The organism is Clostridioides sp. ES-W-0016-02 (assembly GCF_020641035.1).
GTDB lineage: Bacteria > Bacillota > Clostridia > Peptostreptococcales > Peptostreptococcaceae > Clostridioides.
Genome location: NZ_CP061361.1, coordinates 2,297,683 through 2,316,100 on the forward strand (window position 1 = coordinate 2,297,683; position 18,418 = coordinate 2,316,100).

Sequence of the window (18,418 nt, forward strand, 5' to 3'; positions counted from 1 at the left end):
ATATTTAAAATTTTAAAATTGATATGATTTAAATACAACATACTTGAAATAGACTTTCTAAATATAATACAGTTATTTTTAGAAAGCCTATTTCTTCTGTAAAACCTTTTATAGTATTTCTTATCTAAGAACTATTATTGACAATAGTACCTAAATCTATAGACAAAACTTTATTTCATTTCATCTTTCATTTGCTTTTCTAAATCTTTTGCAAATTTCTTTTGCTCATATCTTTCCATCATTTCATCTTTCTTCATTTCTAGGTTTACCATAGCACCTTGAGCGTCATCTTTTAAGTCTTCAGCAGTATTTTTCATTACATAAGCTGTCTTTTTAGCACCTTCTTTTAAATCTTCTTTCATGTTTTTCATATCTCTTTTAAGTCTATCCATCAAAACTACCTCCTCTGTAAATATAATACTTCCTACAGTTATTTTTCCCAAAATGTATATATTTATTTGCTCTATCAAGTATAATTTTTAAGTTATTAAATGTAATTTAAGACTATCTGAATATATAACTTTTAATAAAGATTACCTATTTTTCGTTTTAAAATAAAAATAACATCAAGCATATATACTCTATGCTCGATGTTATTTCTTAAATTCATTGCATTTAATTGTTGGGAATTACTATAATGATGATTTAATTGGAGGATATTAGGTTATATCATCATTATAGCTTGGTGTTATTTTATGGTTTAAAATTTTTTATTTCTATTTACATAATACATTTTTAGTATGAATTTTTTATGATTTTACAATGAACTATTATTGAAGCTTCTACTTTTTAATGTAGAAAATACTATATATGTAAAGATATTGTATTGCAGATCAGTATTTAATTTACGAAATTATCCAATATAAACTGATAGAAGAATAATCTTCTGTTGGCTTATTTTTAAATTATTACCATCCCTTTTTTCTTGCTGTTTTTTTCTTTTTAGTAATCGTTAATACACTAGTTTCTTTCTTTTTGCCAGCAAGGATAATTCCAGAAATCAATAAAATGAACAGCCGTACAATTAAAGCAGGAAAAATACGATAAGTATATCCATACTCCGCACTACAATTAGAATCCATTAAAATCATACTTGCTTTAATCGGATAATAATTTAATAATGTTCCTTCAAAAGTTCCAAAATATCCATATACAAAAGCAAGTGCAACACCACCCAAAAAGTTATTTACTGAACAACAGAAAAGTAAGATAATGGGTAAAACAGCAATGTATACAAAAATGTTTGCTCCGATAATATGAATAAACATATTAATGATATTGCCAAAACCTACTCCTGGAAATCCAGCAATTATATTGATTACTAACGCTATAACACATCCTATAAAACTGAAATAAATTGTTAAGAGTAGTAGTATAAGTAATTTGCTGGAAAGTAGTTGTTTGTAAGGAATAGGAATTGTTAATAGGTTTTTTATGGTATCGTCTGTATATTCCCGTGTTATGATATATCCAGCAATCAATGTAATAATAATCGGGAAGAAAAGGGTACAATTACTAGTCATAACCTGTTGCATGAAATATTCAAATGTCCATGATTGTCCACCACTAGCTGTTGAATAAAATAATGACAGTAGTGGAGAAAGTGTTGTCATAATAATTCCAGCCTTTATTACAGAATATCGTTTTAATTTCAAAAATTCAACTTTTACTATATTTTCCATATATATTACCTCGTCCATTTTTTGTAGAATCGAACTATCAGCCATAAGGAGATAGTAACAGTAATCACCATGAGTAAAACTGTATGGCTAGTGGTTGGTACAATATCGTATGCTTCTGGTAAAAGATTATCTTTTTGCAGATTATTCATCATGGAACCGCTCGCCCAGTTCATAACACATATAACTGGAAAGAAATTTAAAAAAGTGATTTTAGAAGCACTTATGGAGGTTCCCACAGTCCCCAATATTCCCCAGTTGAAAATAGAATAGAAAAATGCAAGCAAGATGGACAATAAAAATGTTTTGTTAAAATAAATAATCAGAAAAACAATCGATAAAGAAGCCGCTACAATAAGCACAGCAAAAACTAAACTCATCATTAACTTATAGGACATACCATAAACCATTCCTGCATGAAACAAACTGGAAAACAATGCAACTGATAAGGTATTTATTAGGCAAAAAGCAATTCCAAAAATAAATAACATATAGATTTTTGCCCTGATAAGTTGCGTATTTGCAATAGGTATTGTCCTGATATTTTTTGAAGTATTACAGTCTCTTTCTATAAAGAAAAGAATAGCTGCAATAATACCAATTAAACAAGGCAGTAAAAAAACCAATCCATAACCTAACATCATTGTATAGACATAATCAAATCTTGTTTGAAGATAATGTTCTGTCATATCTGTGTTTGTTCTGGATTTTGCCATATATGTTAAAATTAAGGGAAAGAATAATGATAATGACAAAAGTGCGTATAATAACTTTTTGCGTTTTAACTTCCAAAATTCACATTTTATGAGTTTAAGCAATTCCCTCACCTCTGGTTACTCGTTTGAAGTAGTCTTCAAGGGTCTCTTCGCAAGTATGTGCTTCAAAAACCTCTAATCCATTCTCTACAAACGAAGTTACAATTTTTCCAACAGATAAATCAAGATTATGCAGTCTTAAATTGTGGTCATCTTGAATTGTAAAGTGCTGCTCATGGAATATGTGTTCCAAAACTCTTCCTGCCTGTGCTGTATCAGAAATCGTAAAATGAATATATTTGTTGCTTTTCTGTTCCAGTTCAGATAGACTTTCTTCTTCCAATAATACTCCATGGTCGATAATTCCTATATCATCAGCCAGCAGAGCTATTTCTGATAAAATATGACTGGAGATTAAAATGGTCTTTCCTCTTTTTTTACATAGGTCATGGATAAATGAGCGTATTTCTGCAATTCCAATAGGGTCAAGACCGTTAATTGGTTCATCCAAAATCAATAATTCTGGCTCGTGCATAATAGCAAGAGCAATCGCTAGTCTTTGTTTCATTCCCAGAGAATATTGAGAAAACAGCTTTTTGTCTTTATAGGGAAGACCTACTAAATCCAAAGCATTTTTGATAGCATTCTGGTTTTGAATTCCACGTAAAGTAGCAAAAATACACAGATTTTCCGTAGCAGTCAGGTTGGGATAAAAACCAGGCGATTCAATCAGACTTCCTATGTGTGGCAGCAATTTTTTTTCATTGTCTTTTAAGCATTTTCCAAAAATCTTCACTTCACCAGAAGTAGGCTGTGTTAATCCAAGCAACATTTTCATTGTGGTAGTTTTTCCTGCTCCGTTTCTACCAAGCAGACCGTAAATTCTCCCTTTCTGTACATGGATGTTCAGGTCAGCAACACTTTTTTGTGAACCATACTGTTTTGTAAGATTTTTCGTTTCAATTATGTATTTGTTCATATACATTCCCCCTATTCTGATTCCCATTATAACACTCTAATCTTACATTAATCTTGCTAGAACCTTGCATTAACCTTGCAATTTATCCAAAAAATCCCTCTCAAATTTCTTCTTCAGCAGGGAATAACTCATATTCAGTTCCAGTCTGCCTGTATAAATGCTCAATGAGATAACCAAAATCTACCTTATCCAGCGCTAGATTTTGCCCATCCTCTAAGTAAGATGCCTTGTATCTTCGGTATCTAAAAATGACTGTAACACGGCTCTAAAACCCATTCAATCAAAAGCCATCAATGAAGCCCATTCAATGACGTTCTTTACTGCCTGCTGACTTTTCAAGGATAAGCAAAATCCAATAGAAAAAGGACGCAGATTTCAAAAAATGCGTCCTTTTTCTATCATAATATTCAGTTTTATATAATCACACTGTCTGCCTGCTGTCTGCAAAGCCTTGATTTTGCTAATTTTCTACTACCATCCTTATCAAAACTCGTAAATACAGGCTATGCTGACATTTTCCAACTTATGAAAAGATACTCTATATATGTTTTAAAGCTAATTTTTAAATTCAACCGTAAATACTACAGAGTTTTCCTTATTTTTTATACTGTATTCAAACCCATGAGTTTTAAAAATTTGACTGACTATATAAAGACCTAGACCACTTCCTCCAGTTTTTCTTGAACGAGATTTTTCTATTCTATAAAATGGATTAAATATCTCTTCTAAGTAACGTTTCTCTATAGTTACACCAGTATTTTCAATTTCTAAAATAACTCTTTGATTAGAAGTTTTTTTGTTTATTCGATTGTTTTTATCATAAAGTCTAATTATAAGGTCTGAGCCTTCAGGAGAATATTTTATAGCATTATTTATTATATTATTAATTGCTTTAGTTATTCTCTCTTGGTCTGCCTTAATTTCTAGGTTTTCTTCTATTTTTAGAATAGTTTTCATATGTTTTTCTTCTATTAAAAATACTTGTCTTTTTACCAGTCTATTTAAAAGTTCACTTATATTTATTGATACTAATTTTAAATCTTTTTCTAGTATTTCTGATTTTGAAACCTCTATCATCTCATTTACTAAATCTTTTAGCTCTTGTGTACATTCATATGATTTTTTCAAGTAAGTATCCCTATCTTTATACTTACCTACACTATAAATCATTCCTTCAATTTGACCACTTATTATGGTTATTGGAGTTTTTAATTCATGTGATATCGTTGCAACAAAATCCTTTCTTCTATATTCCTGTTCTCTTTCACTCTCTATTATATTTATAAGAGGCTTTGTTATTACGATTGAATATATATATGCTCCAATAATTGCTATTAATATCGCTATTGATATAATGTATGGCATTAACTTTCTTATGACTTCATTTGCTTCGTCAATTGGCTGTAATGGCATAACAAGTTCTAAACTATATGGCCCGTCTTTTGAGTCTTTTGTATATATAGGTATAGATGTTCTATACTCATCTTCAATACTATTAATCATATACTTACTATATCTTAAAATAACTACTTCATTTTTACCATATACAATTTTTCCTTGGTTGTCTTTTAGTAAAATAGCAAGGTTTTGGTCTTTAGCCATATAATAGAGTCTTTCTTCTAAAGTATATGTATCAAAGTGAATTGAACTATCTACTAGAGATTTTAAGCTTTCTTGAAGAGACTCAATTTTATACTCATGATAATATGATGGCAATAAAAAATATAAAATTAGGTATATTATTAAAGCTAATGCTATTAATAATGATGTTGTTATGGAAAATAATTTATACTTTATACTTAATTTTTCCCACTTATCAAATATCCTTCTCAAGTGTATATCCTATTCCTTTTACAGTTTTAATATATGGTAATGATATTTTTTTTCTTATATTTTTTATATGTGCATCAACAATTCTAGTATCTCCATAATAATCATAACCCCATATACTATCTAAAAGACCTTCCCTAGTTATAACCTGTGGATATTTTTCTATCAAAGCTTTCAATATATTAAATTCTTTTAATGTAAGTTCTATAGGCTCTCCATCTATTTCAGCAATATATGTGTTTAAATCTAACTTTAATTTTTCAAAAACTATAAACTTATCATTTATCGTTTTGTTGCTTCTTCTCAAGATAGCTTCTACTCTTTTAATGAGAAGATTAAATGAAAATGGTTTTGTTATATAATCATCGCATTCTAAGTCAAATCCCTTAAGTTGATCTCCTTCATCGTTTAAAGCAGTCAAAAATATAATTGGAACACTTGATGATTTTCTTATCATTTTACAAACTCCATAACCATCTAAGTTTGGCATCATTATATCTAATATTACCAAGTCATAACTTCCTTGCTTAAATTTTTGTATACCTTCTAATCCATCATTTGCTGACTCAACCTGATAGCCTTCTGCACTTAAAAACTCTGATATTAATTCTTGTATGTTTGAATCGTCTTCGATTACAAGTATTGACGAGTTCATCCTATCAATCCTTTCTATTTTAAAATTTCTTATATTACTTATATTTTATCTCATTGTTGTGAATTTTACATGAAAAAAGAACTATCTTAATTTGTAAATTAATCCTTTTAATTAAAGATAGCTCTTTTAAATACATTTTTACTTAATTTATTATTCTAATTTTTTTTATATGCTTTGAAATTTTTAAGTCTAAGCGCATTTGAAACTACCGAAACTGAACTTAAACTCATGGCTGCTGCTGCAATCATTGGATTTAAAAGAGGTCCTCCAAATATATACAATAATCCTGCTGCTACAGGTATACCAATTGTATTATATCCAAATGCCCAAAATAAGTTTTGCTTTATGTTTTTTATAGTTTCATTACTAAGTTTAATCGCAGTTGGAACATCCATTAAATCACTCTTCATAAGCACTATATCTGCAGACTCAATTGCTACATCTGTTCCACTTCCTATTGCTATTCCTATATCAGCTTTTGCAAGAGCTGGTGCATCATTTATTCCATCTCCTACCATTGCAACAAACTTACCTTGATTTTGTAATTTTTCAACTTCTTTTGATTTATCTTCTGGTAAAACCTCTGCTAATACCATATCTATACCTACTTGACTTGCTATAGCATTTGCAGTCTTAACATTATCTCCAGTTACCATTGCAACTTTTATTCCCATATCATGAAGAATATCTATTGCTTTTTTACTACTTTCTTTAACCACATCTGCAACTGCAATTATTCCTGATAAATTTCCATCTACAGCAATATACATAGGTGTCTTACCTTGACTTGCTAGTATATTAGATTTTTCCTCTAAATCTTTAAGGTTAATATTATTGTCGTTCATAAGCTTTCTATTTCCAAGTAATATATTTTCATTATTTATAGTAACTTGTATACCAGCACCTGGTATAGCTTTAAAGTTATCAACTTTTTCAATCTGTATATTTTTCTCTTCTCCATATCTAACTATTGCTTCTCCTAGAGGATGTTCTGAACCTTTCTCTGCACTTGAAGCAATCTTAATTAGGTATTCTTCTTTCACATTATTTAATACAATATCTGTTACTTTTGGTTTTCCTTCTGTTATTGTACCTGTTTTATCAAATATTACTGTATTTACTTTGTGAGCAGATTCTAGTGCTTCCCCACCTTTTATCAGTATTCCATTTTCTGCACCTTTTCCAGTTCCAACCATTATAGCAGTTGGTGTAGCCAATCCTAATGCACAAGGGCAAGCAATTACAAGTATTGATATGAATATAGTAAGTACAAATACTATATCTTTTCCACCCACTAAAAACCACAATAATGATGATACTATAGCTATTGCAATTACTATTGGTACAAAATATCCAGAAACAGTATCAGCAAGTTTAGCAATGGGTGCTTTTGTACCCTGTGCATCTTCAACTAATTTTATTATTTGAGCAAGAGCTGTATCTCCACCAATTTTTTCAGCTTTAAATTTAATAACACCATTTTTATTTATACTAGCTCCTGTAACTTTACTTCCAATATTTTTTTCTACTGGTATACTTTCACCTGTAAGCATAGATTCATCAACTGATGTATATCCCTCTATTACAACTCCATCTACTGGTATTTTAGTCCCTGGTTTTACTAGTATTATATCTCCTATTCCAACTTCTTCTATAGGAGTCTCTATTTCTTTACCATCAACTATTACTATTGCAGTTTTAGGTTGTAGCCCCATAAGTTTTTTAATTGCTTCTGATGTTTTTCCTTTTGATTTTGATTCTAAATATTTACCAAGTAATATAAGTGCTATTATTATTCCTGCACTTTCATAATACAACTGATGATGGTGCATACCCTGAATTTGTCCATTTGCTATTTGTACTGTTGTATATAGACTATATAAAAATGCTGCCAAGGTACCAATTGCAACCAAAGAATCCATATTAGGACTTAAAGAAAAAAGTGCTTTAAACCCATTTATATAAAATTTATATCCAGCTATCATAACTGGGATTACTAAAATCAATTGAACTAATGCATAATTTAAAGTATTTGTCATAGGATTTAGAATTTCTGGTAAAGGCCATGGTCCTATAGGTTTTATTATCATAGGACCCATTGCTATATAAAACAAAGGTACTGCAAATACTATTGCAACTATGAATTTAATAAATAAAGTATTCATTTCTTTTTCTTTTCTTAATTTATCTTCATCTACATCAACTTTATTTTTTACTTCTTCTATTGGTTTATAACCAGCTTTTTCTATAGCTGCTTTTATCTGAGATAATTTTACTTTTGATGGATTATAGTCTATATTAGCTTTATCAGTTGCAATATTTACACTAATACTTTCTACTCCATCCAATTTTTTTACTACTCTCTCTACAGCTTTTGCACAGGCTGCACATGTCATTCCATCAATTTTCATATCAATTTTTTTATTACTTTCTTCCTTTATAATTCCATATCCAGCTTTTTCTACAACCTGTTTTATGTCATCAAAGCTAACTTTAGAATTGTCATATTCTATCTTAAGTTTTTCAGTAGCTATGTTTACGCTTTGGTCATATACTCCATCTAATTTCTTAGTTACTCTTTCTACTGCCTTTGCACAAGCTGCACATGTCATACCTGTTATTTTATAATTTTCTACTATTTTATTTGAACTCATAATAAACTCTTCCTCTCTTTCAATATATTTTCAATTAATTTGTATATTTTATTTTGATATGTAATATTGATAAATTCTTTATTTGGAAATCTATAGTATTTATTATACCCCCTATAGGTATATTTAATCAATATTTTTTTAATAAATAAATTTAATTTAGTTATATTTATTTGTATTTAATAAAAAAGTATACTCATAATTAAATATGTACATAAAAAGAGAGCAAATAAATTGCTAAATACTTACTCAATTTATATGCTCTCTTTTATATAATTTATTTTCTACTGTAGTTTTTTCTTACATGTATAGTTTATTTCTTACATGCTTCAAAAAATTCTTCCTCTGTTTCTCTTATTTCAAGCTCATTATCTATTATTCCTACAGCTTCTTTTTTAAATGCTCTACATTGACCTATACAACCAGTCTTCACATTTTCTTCTCCAACTAAAGTTTTTAGCTTATTTACATCCACATTTGAACAGTTTGGGCATACTCTTATCATATTTAAGTTCCTCCTAATTAATGTCTAATTAATACAGTTATACCCAAATATAAGCTTTGTAATTTTTTTTTTACAATAAATTATTTCCATGCATTCCATTTTATAGTAATTTTATTATTACATGTATGGGGGTATTTGCTGTTTTCTTACTATCTCCAACTCTTTAACTTCTATAAACTTAACTACATTTACTTTGTAGTTTTCTTTAGATTTTATATATAAAACATCTTCTTCTATTTTTTTACCCTCAATAAACTTTTTAGAACATCTTAAAAGTTCTTCAAAATTATCTACTTCCTCTTTTATGAAAGTATCACTTTCACTTGTAAAATATTTAATGATTATTTTAGTTACTTCCAATATATATCATCCTCTACTTTTAAATTAGTATGTTCATTTATAAATTTATTATTTGTCTAAAAATTTTTTTTAAACAAAATAAATTTATATATTTGAAATCAACATTTTTACCTAATTTAAATTATATTAATGCATTTTAATCTATTTTTCCTTGTACCTAACAATATATTGTGATATAATTAATAAGTTATTTTAATCGAAGGGAGCAACAAAAATGTCACAAAAACATAAAATTATAAATATCGCAGTTATTGCCCACGTTGATGCAGGAAAATCAACACTAGTTGATGCTTTCCTTTCTCAAAGTGGTGTTTTTAGAGAAAATGAAGTAGTTAAAGACTGCGTTATGGACAGTAACGACCTTGAGAAAGAAAGAGGCATAACTATATATTCAAAAAACTGTGCAATAAACTATCAAGACTATAAAATAAATATAGTTGATACACCAGGACATAGCGACTTTTCTTCTGAAGTTGAACGTGTTATGAAAACTGTTGACACAGTTATTTTACTAGTTGATGCAAGCGAAGGCCCAATGCCTCAAACTAGATTTGTTTTACAAAAATCTTTAGAGTTCGGTTTAAAACCAATACTATTTATCAATAAAATTGATAAAAAAGACCAACGAGCGGAAGAAGTAGTTAATGAAGTTTTCGATTTATTTGTAGACTTAAATGCAACAGACGAACAATGTGAGTTCCCTATAATATATGGAATAGCTAAACAAGGTATAGCTAAACTTGAAATGGATGATGACAGTGAAGACCTATCTCCACTATTTAAAACTATTGTAAATCATGTTGAAGCTTATCCTGATTACGACAATGAATCTCTACAATTCCAAATATCAGCTCTTGCATATGATGATTATGTAGGTAGACTTGGTATAGGTAGAATCTATAAAGGAACACTTAAAAGCAATGAACAAGTTGCTATTTGTAGAGAAGGTTCTGTTGTATCTAGAGGAAAAGTATCAAGACTTTCTGTATATGAAGGTTTAAAACAAGTTGAAGTGAATGAAGCTACTAGTGGAGAAATAGTTGTTATATCTGGTATTCCTGATATATCTATAGGAGAAACTCTATGTGATTTAGATAATCCACTTCCTATGGAAATGATAAAAATAGAAGAGCCTACTCTTTCTATGAACTTCTTAGTAAATGATTCTCCATTTGTTGGAAAAAGTGGTAAATTCGTTACAACTAGACATTTAAAAGACAGACTTGAAAAAGAACTTGAAGTAAATGTAGGACTTAAAGTTGAACCTCTTGATACTACTGATGGATATAAAGTTTCTGGACGTGGAGAACTTCATTTATCTATACTTCTTGAAAATATGAGACGTGAAGGTTATGAAGTTGGTGTTTCTAAGCCTGAAGTTTTAATGCATAAAGAAGATGGAAAATTGATGGAACCAGTAGAAAGAGTTATTGTAAACTGTCCAGAAGTTTATTCAGGTACTATTATAAATGAATTGAACATGAGAAAAGGTATGATGGAGTCTATGTCAATAGAAGGAGACTATGTAAAAATAGAATTCTTAGCTCCTACTCGTGGTCTTTTAGGATATAGAAGTGAGTTTATAAATGCTACTCGTGGAGAAGGTACTCTAGTTCGTTCATTTGAAAAATTTGAAGAATTTAAGGGTGAAATACCTTCAAGAGGAAATGGTGTCTTAATAGCACAAGGGCCTGGTGTTACTATGGGATATTCTCTTAATGCTTTAAGTGATAGAGCTACGATGTTTGTAGACCCTGGTGTAGAAGTTTATGAAGGCATGATAATTGGTATGAATTCTAGAAAAGATGACATGGTAGTTAATCCTTGTAAAAACAAGAAAATGAGTAACGTACGTGCTTCTGGTTCAGATGATGCTATAAAATTATCACCTCCTAGAATATTCACTCTTGAGGAAGCATTAGAATTTATAGAAGATGATGAATTAGTTGAAATCACACCAGATTCTATAAGACTTAGAAAAAGATTATTAAATGAACATGATAGATTAAGATATAATAAGTCTAGACAAGGTAAATAAATTCTAATATCTATTTACTAAATAGCCATATAATACTTAAAGATATATTTTCTTTATAGTGTTATATGGCTATTTTTATTTAAGAGTTATATTTATTCAACATTTATATAATTAGCTGCTTGAACAGCTGCGATAGCACCATCTGAAGCTGCTGTTATTATTTGACGTAAAAACTTCGTTCTATTATCTCCTGCTACATATACACCTTCAACTGATGTTGTGCAAGACTCATCTGAAACTATATACCCACCTTCATCTAACTCAAGTACATTTTCAAACATTTTATTGTTAGGTTTAAGTCCTATAGCAATGAAAATACCACTTACATCTATAGTTCTTTTCTCCTCAGTTTTTAAGTCTTTTACTTCTATTCTTGATACTGTCTTTTCACCTTCTATTTTTTCTACACCATGACTATAAAGTATCTCAATATTTTTTCTTGCCTTTACTGACTTTTCTAATACTTCTTCACCTCTAAAATCATCTCTTCTGTGAATTAAGTACACTTTTGTACAATTATTAGCTAAAAATAAAGCATCTTCTAATGCAGTATTTCCTCCACCAACTATTGCAACTTCTTTATTCTTAAAAAAGGCTCCATCACATGTTGCACAATAAGATACTCCTCTACCTGTAAACTCTTTTTCTCCAACACATCCTAATTTACGTCTTTCGACTCCATTTGCGAGGATAACAGCCTTTGCTTTATGTTCTCCTGATGCTGTTTTAACAATTTTTACTTTACCTTCTAAACTTATCCTTTCTACTTCATCAAACTGAATATCAACACCCTGATCGACTGCTTGATTATATATGTTAGTAGAAAACTCTATACCAGAAATTTTTTGAACTGCTGGATAATTTTCTACCTCAGATGTACTTGCAACTTGACCTCCATAAATACTTTTTTCAAAGACTGTTACACTTAAACCAGCTCTCATAGCATAAATTGCTGAAGTTAAACCTGCTGGTCCAGCACCAATTACAATAATATCTACCATGACAATTTACCTCTCTTTATATTATTATTTCTTATATATTATTCTCATTATTCTTATACTTTACTATTATTATCCATATATACTATAAACAAAACATTATTTTTGTTAGTTTATAGAAAGGATTAATTTAAAAACTGATAGCTATAAATAAAGTATTATTTTTTACATTTTAACTTTATTTATTTATATGTTAACTTTATTTAATAAATATATAAAAAAACTGTAAATAAAAAGTAATTTTTACTTACAGTTCTACTTATTTATATAATTTAAAACCTTATTGGTTATCATTTACAGTGTCTTCTAATATATTGCTTTCTGATATATATGATAGAATTGAAAGTCCATACATAACCAAAACTAATGCTGCTGTTATAAGTACTATTCCCATATTTAATACCTCCTTTTGTTTACAGTATACTCTTATTATGTGAAATACTTGTGAATTTAATTTGAACATATTTGTAATTTTACAATAGTATTTTTTTCAAATTAAGAATTATATACTTTTATTAATTCAAGTACAATTAATCGTTTAAATATTAACGCTATTTATCTATATTTATATGATATACCATATAATTACATTTTTCAAATTAAAGTTTTGTAAACTTTTTTTGTAATATGGTGTAGCATAAAATTTTAATATTACAGATATGTAACTCTTATCTTCTAATTAATTTTTATTAAAATCCACTTCATTTCTATGAAAATTCAAGTTTTTATAGATTTAAAAAGGTTAAAAAAATATTCTGTATATAAGTCAATTTGATTACAGTTTTTTTACATTTCAAAAAATATTTTTTCCAAATTTTTATATTAATACTTGACTTTGTCTGTTTTATATTCTAGAATAATTAATAATATTAAGAATATTGAAAGGCTTTGATTAGGAAGAGTAAATCTGAATCGGTTACCAGAGAAGGAAACTATTAGCTGAAAAGTTTCTTTAACTAGAAAGATTGAAAACTACCTATGAGCTTCTATCTGAAGTTATCTTATGATTTTAGTAAGAATAGACGTTTTACTACTTACGTTAAAGTATCAAGTGGATTTTTTTAAATCAATTTGGGTGGAACCGCGGGAAACAGATTCTCGTCCCTTTTTTAGGGATGAGGGTCTTTTTTTATTACCTAAATTCAGTTTTTAAAATATTCTGTATCTAGTTTAATTAGCTAATTAAAAATTTAAAATATATGGAGGATTATAGAAATGTATTATTCAAGTACAAGAGGCACCAAAGAAAAAGTAACTGCATCACAAGCAATAATAAAAGGAATTTCAAACGATGGTGGTCTTTATGTTCCAAGTGAATTTCCAAATGTAAAAAATGAACTTATAGATTTAGTAAATTTAACGTATTCCCAAATAGCATTTTTTGTACTTAGTAAATTTTTATGCGATTTTACTGAATCTGAGATTAAAGATTGTATAACAAATGCATATGACGAAAAATTTGATTGCACTAGTATAGCTCCATTAAATAAAGTAAATGATGCTTATTTCTTAGAATTATATCATGGTCCAACTTTAGCATTTAAGGATATGGCACTTACTATAATGCCTCACCTTCTTAAAACATCTATTAAAAAAGATAATTTAGAAAAAGATGTTGTAATTCTTACTGCTACATCTGGAGATACAGGAAAAGCAGCACTTGAAGGTTTTAAAGATATAGACAAGATAAAAATAATTGTATTCTTTCCAGAAGATGGTGTAAGTGCAGTGCAAAAACTTCAGATGAAGACTCAAACTGGAAAAAATACATATGTAGTTGGTATAAAAGGAAATTTTGACGATGCACAATCTGGTGTAAAGAAAATTTTCTCTAATAAGGAATTTAATGAAAAACTATTAGATAGTAATTATATCTTATCTTCTGCTAATTCAATTAACATAGGAAGACTTCTTCCTCAAGTTGCATACTATTTTTATTCATATATGAAATTGGTAGATAGTGATGAAATAAAGTTAAATGACAAAATAAATTTTGTAGTCCCAACTGGTAACTTTGGTAATATTTTAGCTGGATATTATGCTAAACAAATGGGACTTCCAATAAATAAATTGATATGTGCATCAAATGACAACAATGTACTTTATGACTTCTTTAAAACTGGTATATATGATAAAAATAGAGCATTGAAATTGACTTCTTCACCTTCTATGGATATATTAATTTCAAGTAATTTAGAAAGATTATTATTTGAAATATCAAATAGAAATACTGAAACTGTAAGCAGACTTCTATCTAATCTTAGTGAAGATGGAGTTTATAAAATAAATGAAGATATGAAAAAGAATCTGGCTTCATTCTATGGTGAATATTCTAATGAGGAAGAAGTTAAAAACACGATAAATAATATTTTTAAAAATTACAATTATTTAATCGATACTCATACTGCTGTTGCATATAATTGTTATGAAAAATACAAAAAAGAAACTTCTGATGATACAAAAACTGTTGTTGTAAGTACTGCAAGCCCATTTAAGTTTTCTGAAGATGTTTTAAAATCTATAGACTCCAATTTGGGAAATCTTGATGATTTTGCCATAATAGATAGATTATCAAATATTGCTAAGGTAGATATACCAAAACCTATTAGAAATCTTCAAAATGCAGAAATACTACATAAAGATATTTATGAAAAGGATGAATTAAAAATAGCTATAGAAAAATTCTTAAAGGTATAGGTGATTATTATGTTAGAAATTATAGTTCCTGCAACAAGTGCAAATATAGGTCCAGGATTTGATTGTCTTGGAATTGCTTTAAATATATATAATAAATTTTATGTTGAAGAAATTGAAAGTGGTCTTGAAATAGAAGGTTGCGAAGATGCCTACAAAAATGAAAATAATTTAGTTTATACATCTATGAAATACTTCTTTGATAGAGTTAAGCCAGCTAAAATACCTACTGGTATCAAAATAAAAATCCAAAGTGATGTCCCTATATGTAGAGGTCTTGGTAGTAGTGCCTCTTGTATAGTTGCTGGCGTTATAGCTGCAAATGCTCTATCAAATGCTAATTTAGATAAATGCCAGTTGTTAAATATAGCTTCAGAAATAGAGGGACATCCAGATAATGTTGCTCCTGCTATTTTAGGTAATATGGTTGTTTCTGTTACTGATAATGACAATATACACTACGATATTATAGAAATCCCTAATGAACTCAAATTTTGTGCAATGATACCTAATTTCAAACTGTCAACTGAAAAAGCTAGAGGTGTTTTACCAAAAGAAATACCATATTCTGATGGAGTGTTTAATGTTAGTAGAGTCGCTTTACTTGTGTCTGCACTGTTAAACAAAAACTTTGAGCTTCTTAAAGTAGCTTGTCAAGATAAATTGCATCAAGATTATAGGGGTACTTTAATTGAAAACTACAGTGATATTGTTAAAAAATCTGAACAATTAAATAGTATTGGCGTATTCTTAAGTGGAGCTGGGCCTACTATAATGGCTTTAATAAAAGAAAATGATGATAATTTCGTGCATAATATGAGAGATTATCTATCAAACTTAAAATCTAATTGGGAAATAAAAGAGTTGTGTTGTGATTCTAAAGGAGCAGTTTTAAATATTCTATAATTATTGTCTCACATATAAAATATAACTACTCTTTTATTATAATTTGTAGTATAATAATTAGGACTAGGTAATAATATTAAGTATTATAATCTAGTTCTTTAAACATGTTTACATTGAGGAGGGATTATCATAAAAGAGTTAATAATTGGAGATTTAGTTGCAAAAGTTCCTATAATTCAAGGTGGAATGGGCGTTGGTATATCTAGATCATCACTTGCTGGTGCTGTTGCTAAGCTTGGTGGTGTTGGTGTAGTTTCTGGAGTTCAAATTGGTTATGATGAGGAAGATTTTGAGACTAACACTATAAATGCAAATTTAAGAGCTATAAAAAAACATATTTCCAGAGCAAAAGAAATTTCAAATGGTGGCATTATTGGCATTAATTTCATGGTCGCTATGAAAGAATATGAAACATATGTAAAAGAAGCTGTTAAAGCTGGTGTAGACCTTATAATATCAGGGGCTGGACTTCCTAATAAACTACCATCTTTAGTAAAAGGAAGTAATGTAAAAATAGCACCTATAGTTTCTACTGCAAAAGCTGCTAGTGTAATCTTAAAAATGTGGGATAGAAAAGAGAAAACTACTGCTGACTTAATAGTTGTTGAAGGTCCAAAAGCTGGTGGTCATCTTGGATACTCTAATGAGGAGCTTGATAACATAGATTCTATAGACTATGATAAAGAATTTGTTGAGATATTAAAAGTTGCAAATAATTATGGAGAAAAATTTGGCAAGAACATTCCAGTTGTTGCTGCTGGTGGCATAACTTCTAGTAGTGATGTAAAAAAATATATTGATATGGGAGCAAGTGGTGTACAAGTTGGTACGAGATTTGTTGCTACTTATGAGTGTGATGCACATGAAAACTTTAAAATGGCGTATATAAATGCTACAGAAGAAGATGTACACATAGTTAAAAGCCCTGTAGGTCTTCCTGGACGTGCTATAAGAAATAAATTTATAGAAGATGTTAAAACTAATCGTCCAGAGATAAAAAAATGTTACAACTGTTTGATTCCTTGCAATCCAAAAGAAACACCATACTGTATTTCTCAAGCATTAATTAATGCTGTTAAAGGAGATGTGGAAAATTCACTTTTATTCTGTGGCAATAATGCGTATAAAATTGATAAGTTAAGTTCTGTTGAAGATGTTATCAATGAATTAATTTCTGAATTATAATTTGAAAATTTACAAATTAAATTTTTATTAAGCTAAGGATTTTTAAATATGTTACTAATCAATCTATATTAACATATTTATATCCTTAGCTTATTTATATTCTCATCTTTATTTTTATTAAGATACTATATAAATATAATTTACACCATTATTAATAGTATATTTCAAAATTTCCCTTGCTCTTACTTAATTTATTTTCCAATCAATTGTAGAAAATTTCATGTATAAAAACTCAATCACTTATATATCATAATTAAATTTTCTTTGCTTTCTATAATACTGCTTACTGATATAACCCTATCATTGCATATTATTTAATCTTCTTTTACAAGTACATTTGTTATCTCAGCTACATATAGAGTGTGATAATCTTTTTGTGGATACCATCTTCCATCTATCTCTTCATCAATAAAACATTGTGGGTCAATTTTTTGGCAGTGCATTTTTTTACATATAATAGCCAACTTTGCCTCTTTAAAATAAGGTGTATCATTCAAATATTCTATATTAAATCCTATTTTAGATATTTTATCCTCTCCCCTACCAGATACTTTACCACAATAAGAAAGTTCTTCACGAAAATCTTCATCAAAAAAAGTAAGAGAAAATGTATCTGTATTATCTATAAATTCTTTAGTATAACGTTGTGGTCTTATTACTACAAAAGCAACATTTTTTCCCCACATAACTCCAAGTCCACCCCAACTAGCAGTCATTGTATTTACTTTACCTTCTTTTTCAGCTGTTATCAATGTCCAGTCTTTACCTATCAACTTAAATGGATTACTTTTAATTTCTTCTGACATAATCTCTTTAAATTCACTCATACCTCTAATAACCTCTCATTCTATTATATTGATAATACTTTTATTTTCATCATAAATTATTACTAGAATTTACTTTGAAAAATAAAGTATTTTTTATTAAACATATTATAAAGGAGTAAGGATATAGATACCTATTCATTTTCTAATATATTTAATATTTTCACTCAGAGTATATATATACTTTATCTAAGTTAAATATGACTGTTATGTTTTACATGTAAATTATGACAAAAATATCATTTGACTAAATCAAAACTTGATTTATATACCTGGAAAAGGTATTATATTAAAGAGTGCTTAAAATACTTCTTTTGTATATAGGCATGTATAAAATAATAAATAAGGAGAGTGATGAG

At 28.6% G+C, this 18,418-nt stretch carries 15 protein-coding genes and 1 other annotated feature; of the genes, 4 read left to right on the top strand and 11 right to left on the bottom strand.

The window, feature by feature from the left end; all coding sequences use genetic code 11:
• Positions 1–170 precede the first annotated feature (170 nt).
• From IC758_RS11150 to IC758_RS11190, 9 genes are all read right to left on the bottom strand, one after another.
• Positions 171–392 carry a hypothetical protein gene (locus IC758_RS11150; RefSeq protein WP_227434761.1) on the bottom strand — a complete coding sequence of 74 codons (222 nt, stop codon included), beginning with the start codon at positions 390–392 and terminating at the stop codon, positions 171–173.
• A gap of 516 nt (positions 393–908) precedes the next feature.
• Complete coding sequence (locus tag IC758_RS11155) at positions 909–1,682, bottom strand: ABC transporter permease (RefSeq protein ID WP_227860415.1); 774 nt, start codon at positions 1,680–1,682, stop codon at positions 909–911.
• Positions 1,683–1,687: 5 nt separating this feature from the next.
• On the bottom strand, positions 1,688–2,506 hold the full coding sequence (locus IC758_RS11160) for an ABC transporter permease (RefSeq protein WP_227860416.1): 819 nt from the start codon (positions 2,504–2,506) through the stop codon (positions 1,688–1,690).
• Positions 2,490–3,413 (bottom strand): ABC transporter ATP-binding protein, encoded by a 924-nt coding sequence (locus tag IC758_RS11165; RefSeq protein ID WP_227860417.1) that lies wholly within the window; start codon positions 3,411–3,413, stop codon positions 2,490–2,492. The genes IC758_RS11160 and IC758_RS11165 overlap by 17 nt, the downstream gene beginning before the upstream one ends.
• 555 nt (positions 3,414–3,968) lie before the next feature.
• Complete coding sequence (locus IC758_RS11170) at positions 3,969–5,246, bottom strand: sensor histidine kinase (protein WP_227434764.1); 1,278 nt, start codon at positions 5,244–5,246, stop codon at positions 3,969–3,971.
• Complete coding sequence (locus IC758_RS11175; RefSeq protein ID WP_227434765.1) at positions 5,230–5,898, bottom strand: response regulator transcription factor; 669 nt, start codon at positions 5,896–5,898, stop codon at positions 5,230–5,232. The genes IC758_RS11170 and IC758_RS11175 overlap by 17 nt, the downstream gene beginning before the upstream one ends.
• A 155-nt stretch (positions 5,899–6,053) precedes the next feature.
• Positions 6,054–8,552 carry a heavy metal translocating P-type ATPase gene (locus tag IC758_RS11180; RefSeq protein ID WP_227845916.1) on the bottom strand — a complete coding sequence of 833 codons (2,499 nt, stop codon included), beginning with the start codon at positions 8,550–8,552 and terminating at the stop codon, positions 6,054–6,056.
• A gap of 310 nt (positions 8,553–8,862) precedes the next feature.
• A complete protein-coding gene (locus IC758_RS11185; protein WP_227434767.1) occupies positions 8,863–9,054 on the bottom strand; it encodes a DUF1450 domain-containing protein in 192 nt (63 codons plus the stop codon).
• Between the two features lie 117 nt (positions 9,055–9,171).
• Positions 9,172–9,414, bottom strand: a complete 243-nt coding sequence (locus IC758_RS11190) for a hypothetical protein (RefSeq protein ID WP_227434768.1) — start codon at positions 9,412–9,414, stop codon at positions 9,172–9,174.
• A 214-nt stretch (positions 9,415–9,628) separates the two neighbouring features.
• On the opposite strand from IC758_RS11190, the gene typA reads away from it, so the two are divergent.
• Entirely contained in the window at positions 9,629–11,452 is a 1,824-nt protein-coding gene (gene typA / locus IC758_RS11195; protein ID WP_227434769.1) for a translational GTPase TypA, read from the top strand.
• 92 nt (positions 11,453–11,544) lie between these two features.
• On the opposite strand, the gene trxB is transcribed toward typA, so the two are convergent.
• On the bottom strand, positions 11,545–12,453 hold the full coding sequence (trxB, locus tag IC758_RS11200) for a thioredoxin-disulfide reductase (protein WP_227482559.1): 909 nt from the start codon (positions 12,451–12,453) through the stop codon (positions 11,545–11,547).
• A gap of 876 nt (positions 12,454–13,329) precedes the next feature.
• Positions 13,330–13,559: a binding site (T-box leader), on the top strand.
• Between the two features lie 106 nt (positions 13,560–13,665).
• On the opposite strand from trxB, the gene thrC reads away from it, so the two are divergent.
• The 3 genes from thrC (at position 13,666) to IC758_RS11215 (ending at position 17,235) form a co-directional block, all read left to right on the top strand.
• Positions 13,666–15,147, top strand: coding sequence for a threonine synthase (gene thrC, locus IC758_RS11205; RefSeq protein ID WP_227850990.1), 1,482 nt, complete (start codon positions 13,666–13,668; stop codon positions 15,145–15,147).
• Positions 15,148–15,156: 9 nt separating this feature from the next.
• Positions 15,157–16,050: a homoserine kinase gene (gene thrB / locus IC758_RS11210; protein ID WP_227824005.1), complete on the top strand. Its 894-nt coding sequence runs from the start codon at positions 15,157–15,159 to the stop codon at positions 16,048–16,050.
• Between the two features lie 186 nt (positions 16,051–16,236).
• Positions 16,237–17,235: an NAD(P)H-dependent flavin oxidoreductase gene (locus IC758_RS11215; protein ID WP_255630905.1), complete on the top strand. Its 999-nt coding sequence runs from the start codon at positions 16,237–16,239 to the stop codon at positions 17,233–17,235.
• Between the two features lie 314 nt (positions 17,236–17,549).
• Here IC758_RS11215 and IC758_RS11220 read toward each other — a convergent pair whose 3' ends face one another.
• Entirely contained in the window at positions 17,550–18,062 is a 513-nt protein-coding gene (locus tag IC758_RS11220) for a flavin reductase family protein (RefSeq protein ID WP_227434773.1), read from the bottom strand.
• Positions 18,063–18,418 lie beyond the last annotated feature (356 nt).

Coding starts and splice junctions, on each gene's coding strand:
- IC758_RS11220 (WP_227434773.1), bottom strand. CDS start 18,062: ATGAGTGAATTTAAAGAGATTATGTCAGAAGAAATTAAAAGTAATCCA.
- typA (WP_227434769.1), top strand. CDS start 9,629: ATGTCACAAAAACATAAAATTATAAATATCGCAGTTATTGCCCACGTT.
- IC758_RS11175 (WP_227434765.1), bottom strand. CDS start 5,898: ATGAACTCGTCAATACTTGTAATCGAAGACGATTCAAACATACAAGAA.
- IC758_RS11185 (WP_227434767.1), bottom strand. CDS start 9,054: ATGATAAGAGTATGCCCAAACTGTTCAAATGTGGATGTAAATAAGCTA.
- thrC (WP_227850990.1), top strand. CDS start 13,666: ATGTATTATTCAAGTACAAGAGGCACCAAAGAAAAAGTAACTGCATCA.
- trxB (WP_227482559.1), bottom strand. CDS start 12,453: ATGGTAGATATTATTGTAATTGGTGCTGGACCAGCAGGTTTAACTTCA.
- IC758_RS11155 (WP_227860415.1), bottom strand. CDS start 1,682: ATGGAAAATATAGTAAAAGTTGAATTTTTGAAATTAAAACGATATTCT.
- IC758_RS11165 (WP_227860417.1), bottom strand. CDS start 3,413: ATGAACAAATACATAATTGAAACGAAAAATCTTACAAAACAGTATGGT.
- thrB (WP_227824005.1), top strand. CDS start 15,157: ATGTTAGAAATTATAGTTCCTGCAACAAGTGCAAATATAGGTCCAGGA.
- IC758_RS11180 (WP_227845916.1), bottom strand. CDS start 8,552: ATGAGTTCAAATAAAATAGTAGAAAATTATAAAATAACAGGTATGACA.
- IC758_RS11215 (WP_255630905.1), top strand. CDS start 16,237: ATGGGCGTTGGTATATCTAGATCATCACTTGCTGGTGCTGTTGCTAAG.
- IC758_RS11150 (WP_227434761.1), bottom strand. CDS start 392: ATGGATAGACTTAAAAGAGATATGAAAAACATGAAAGAAGATTTAAAA.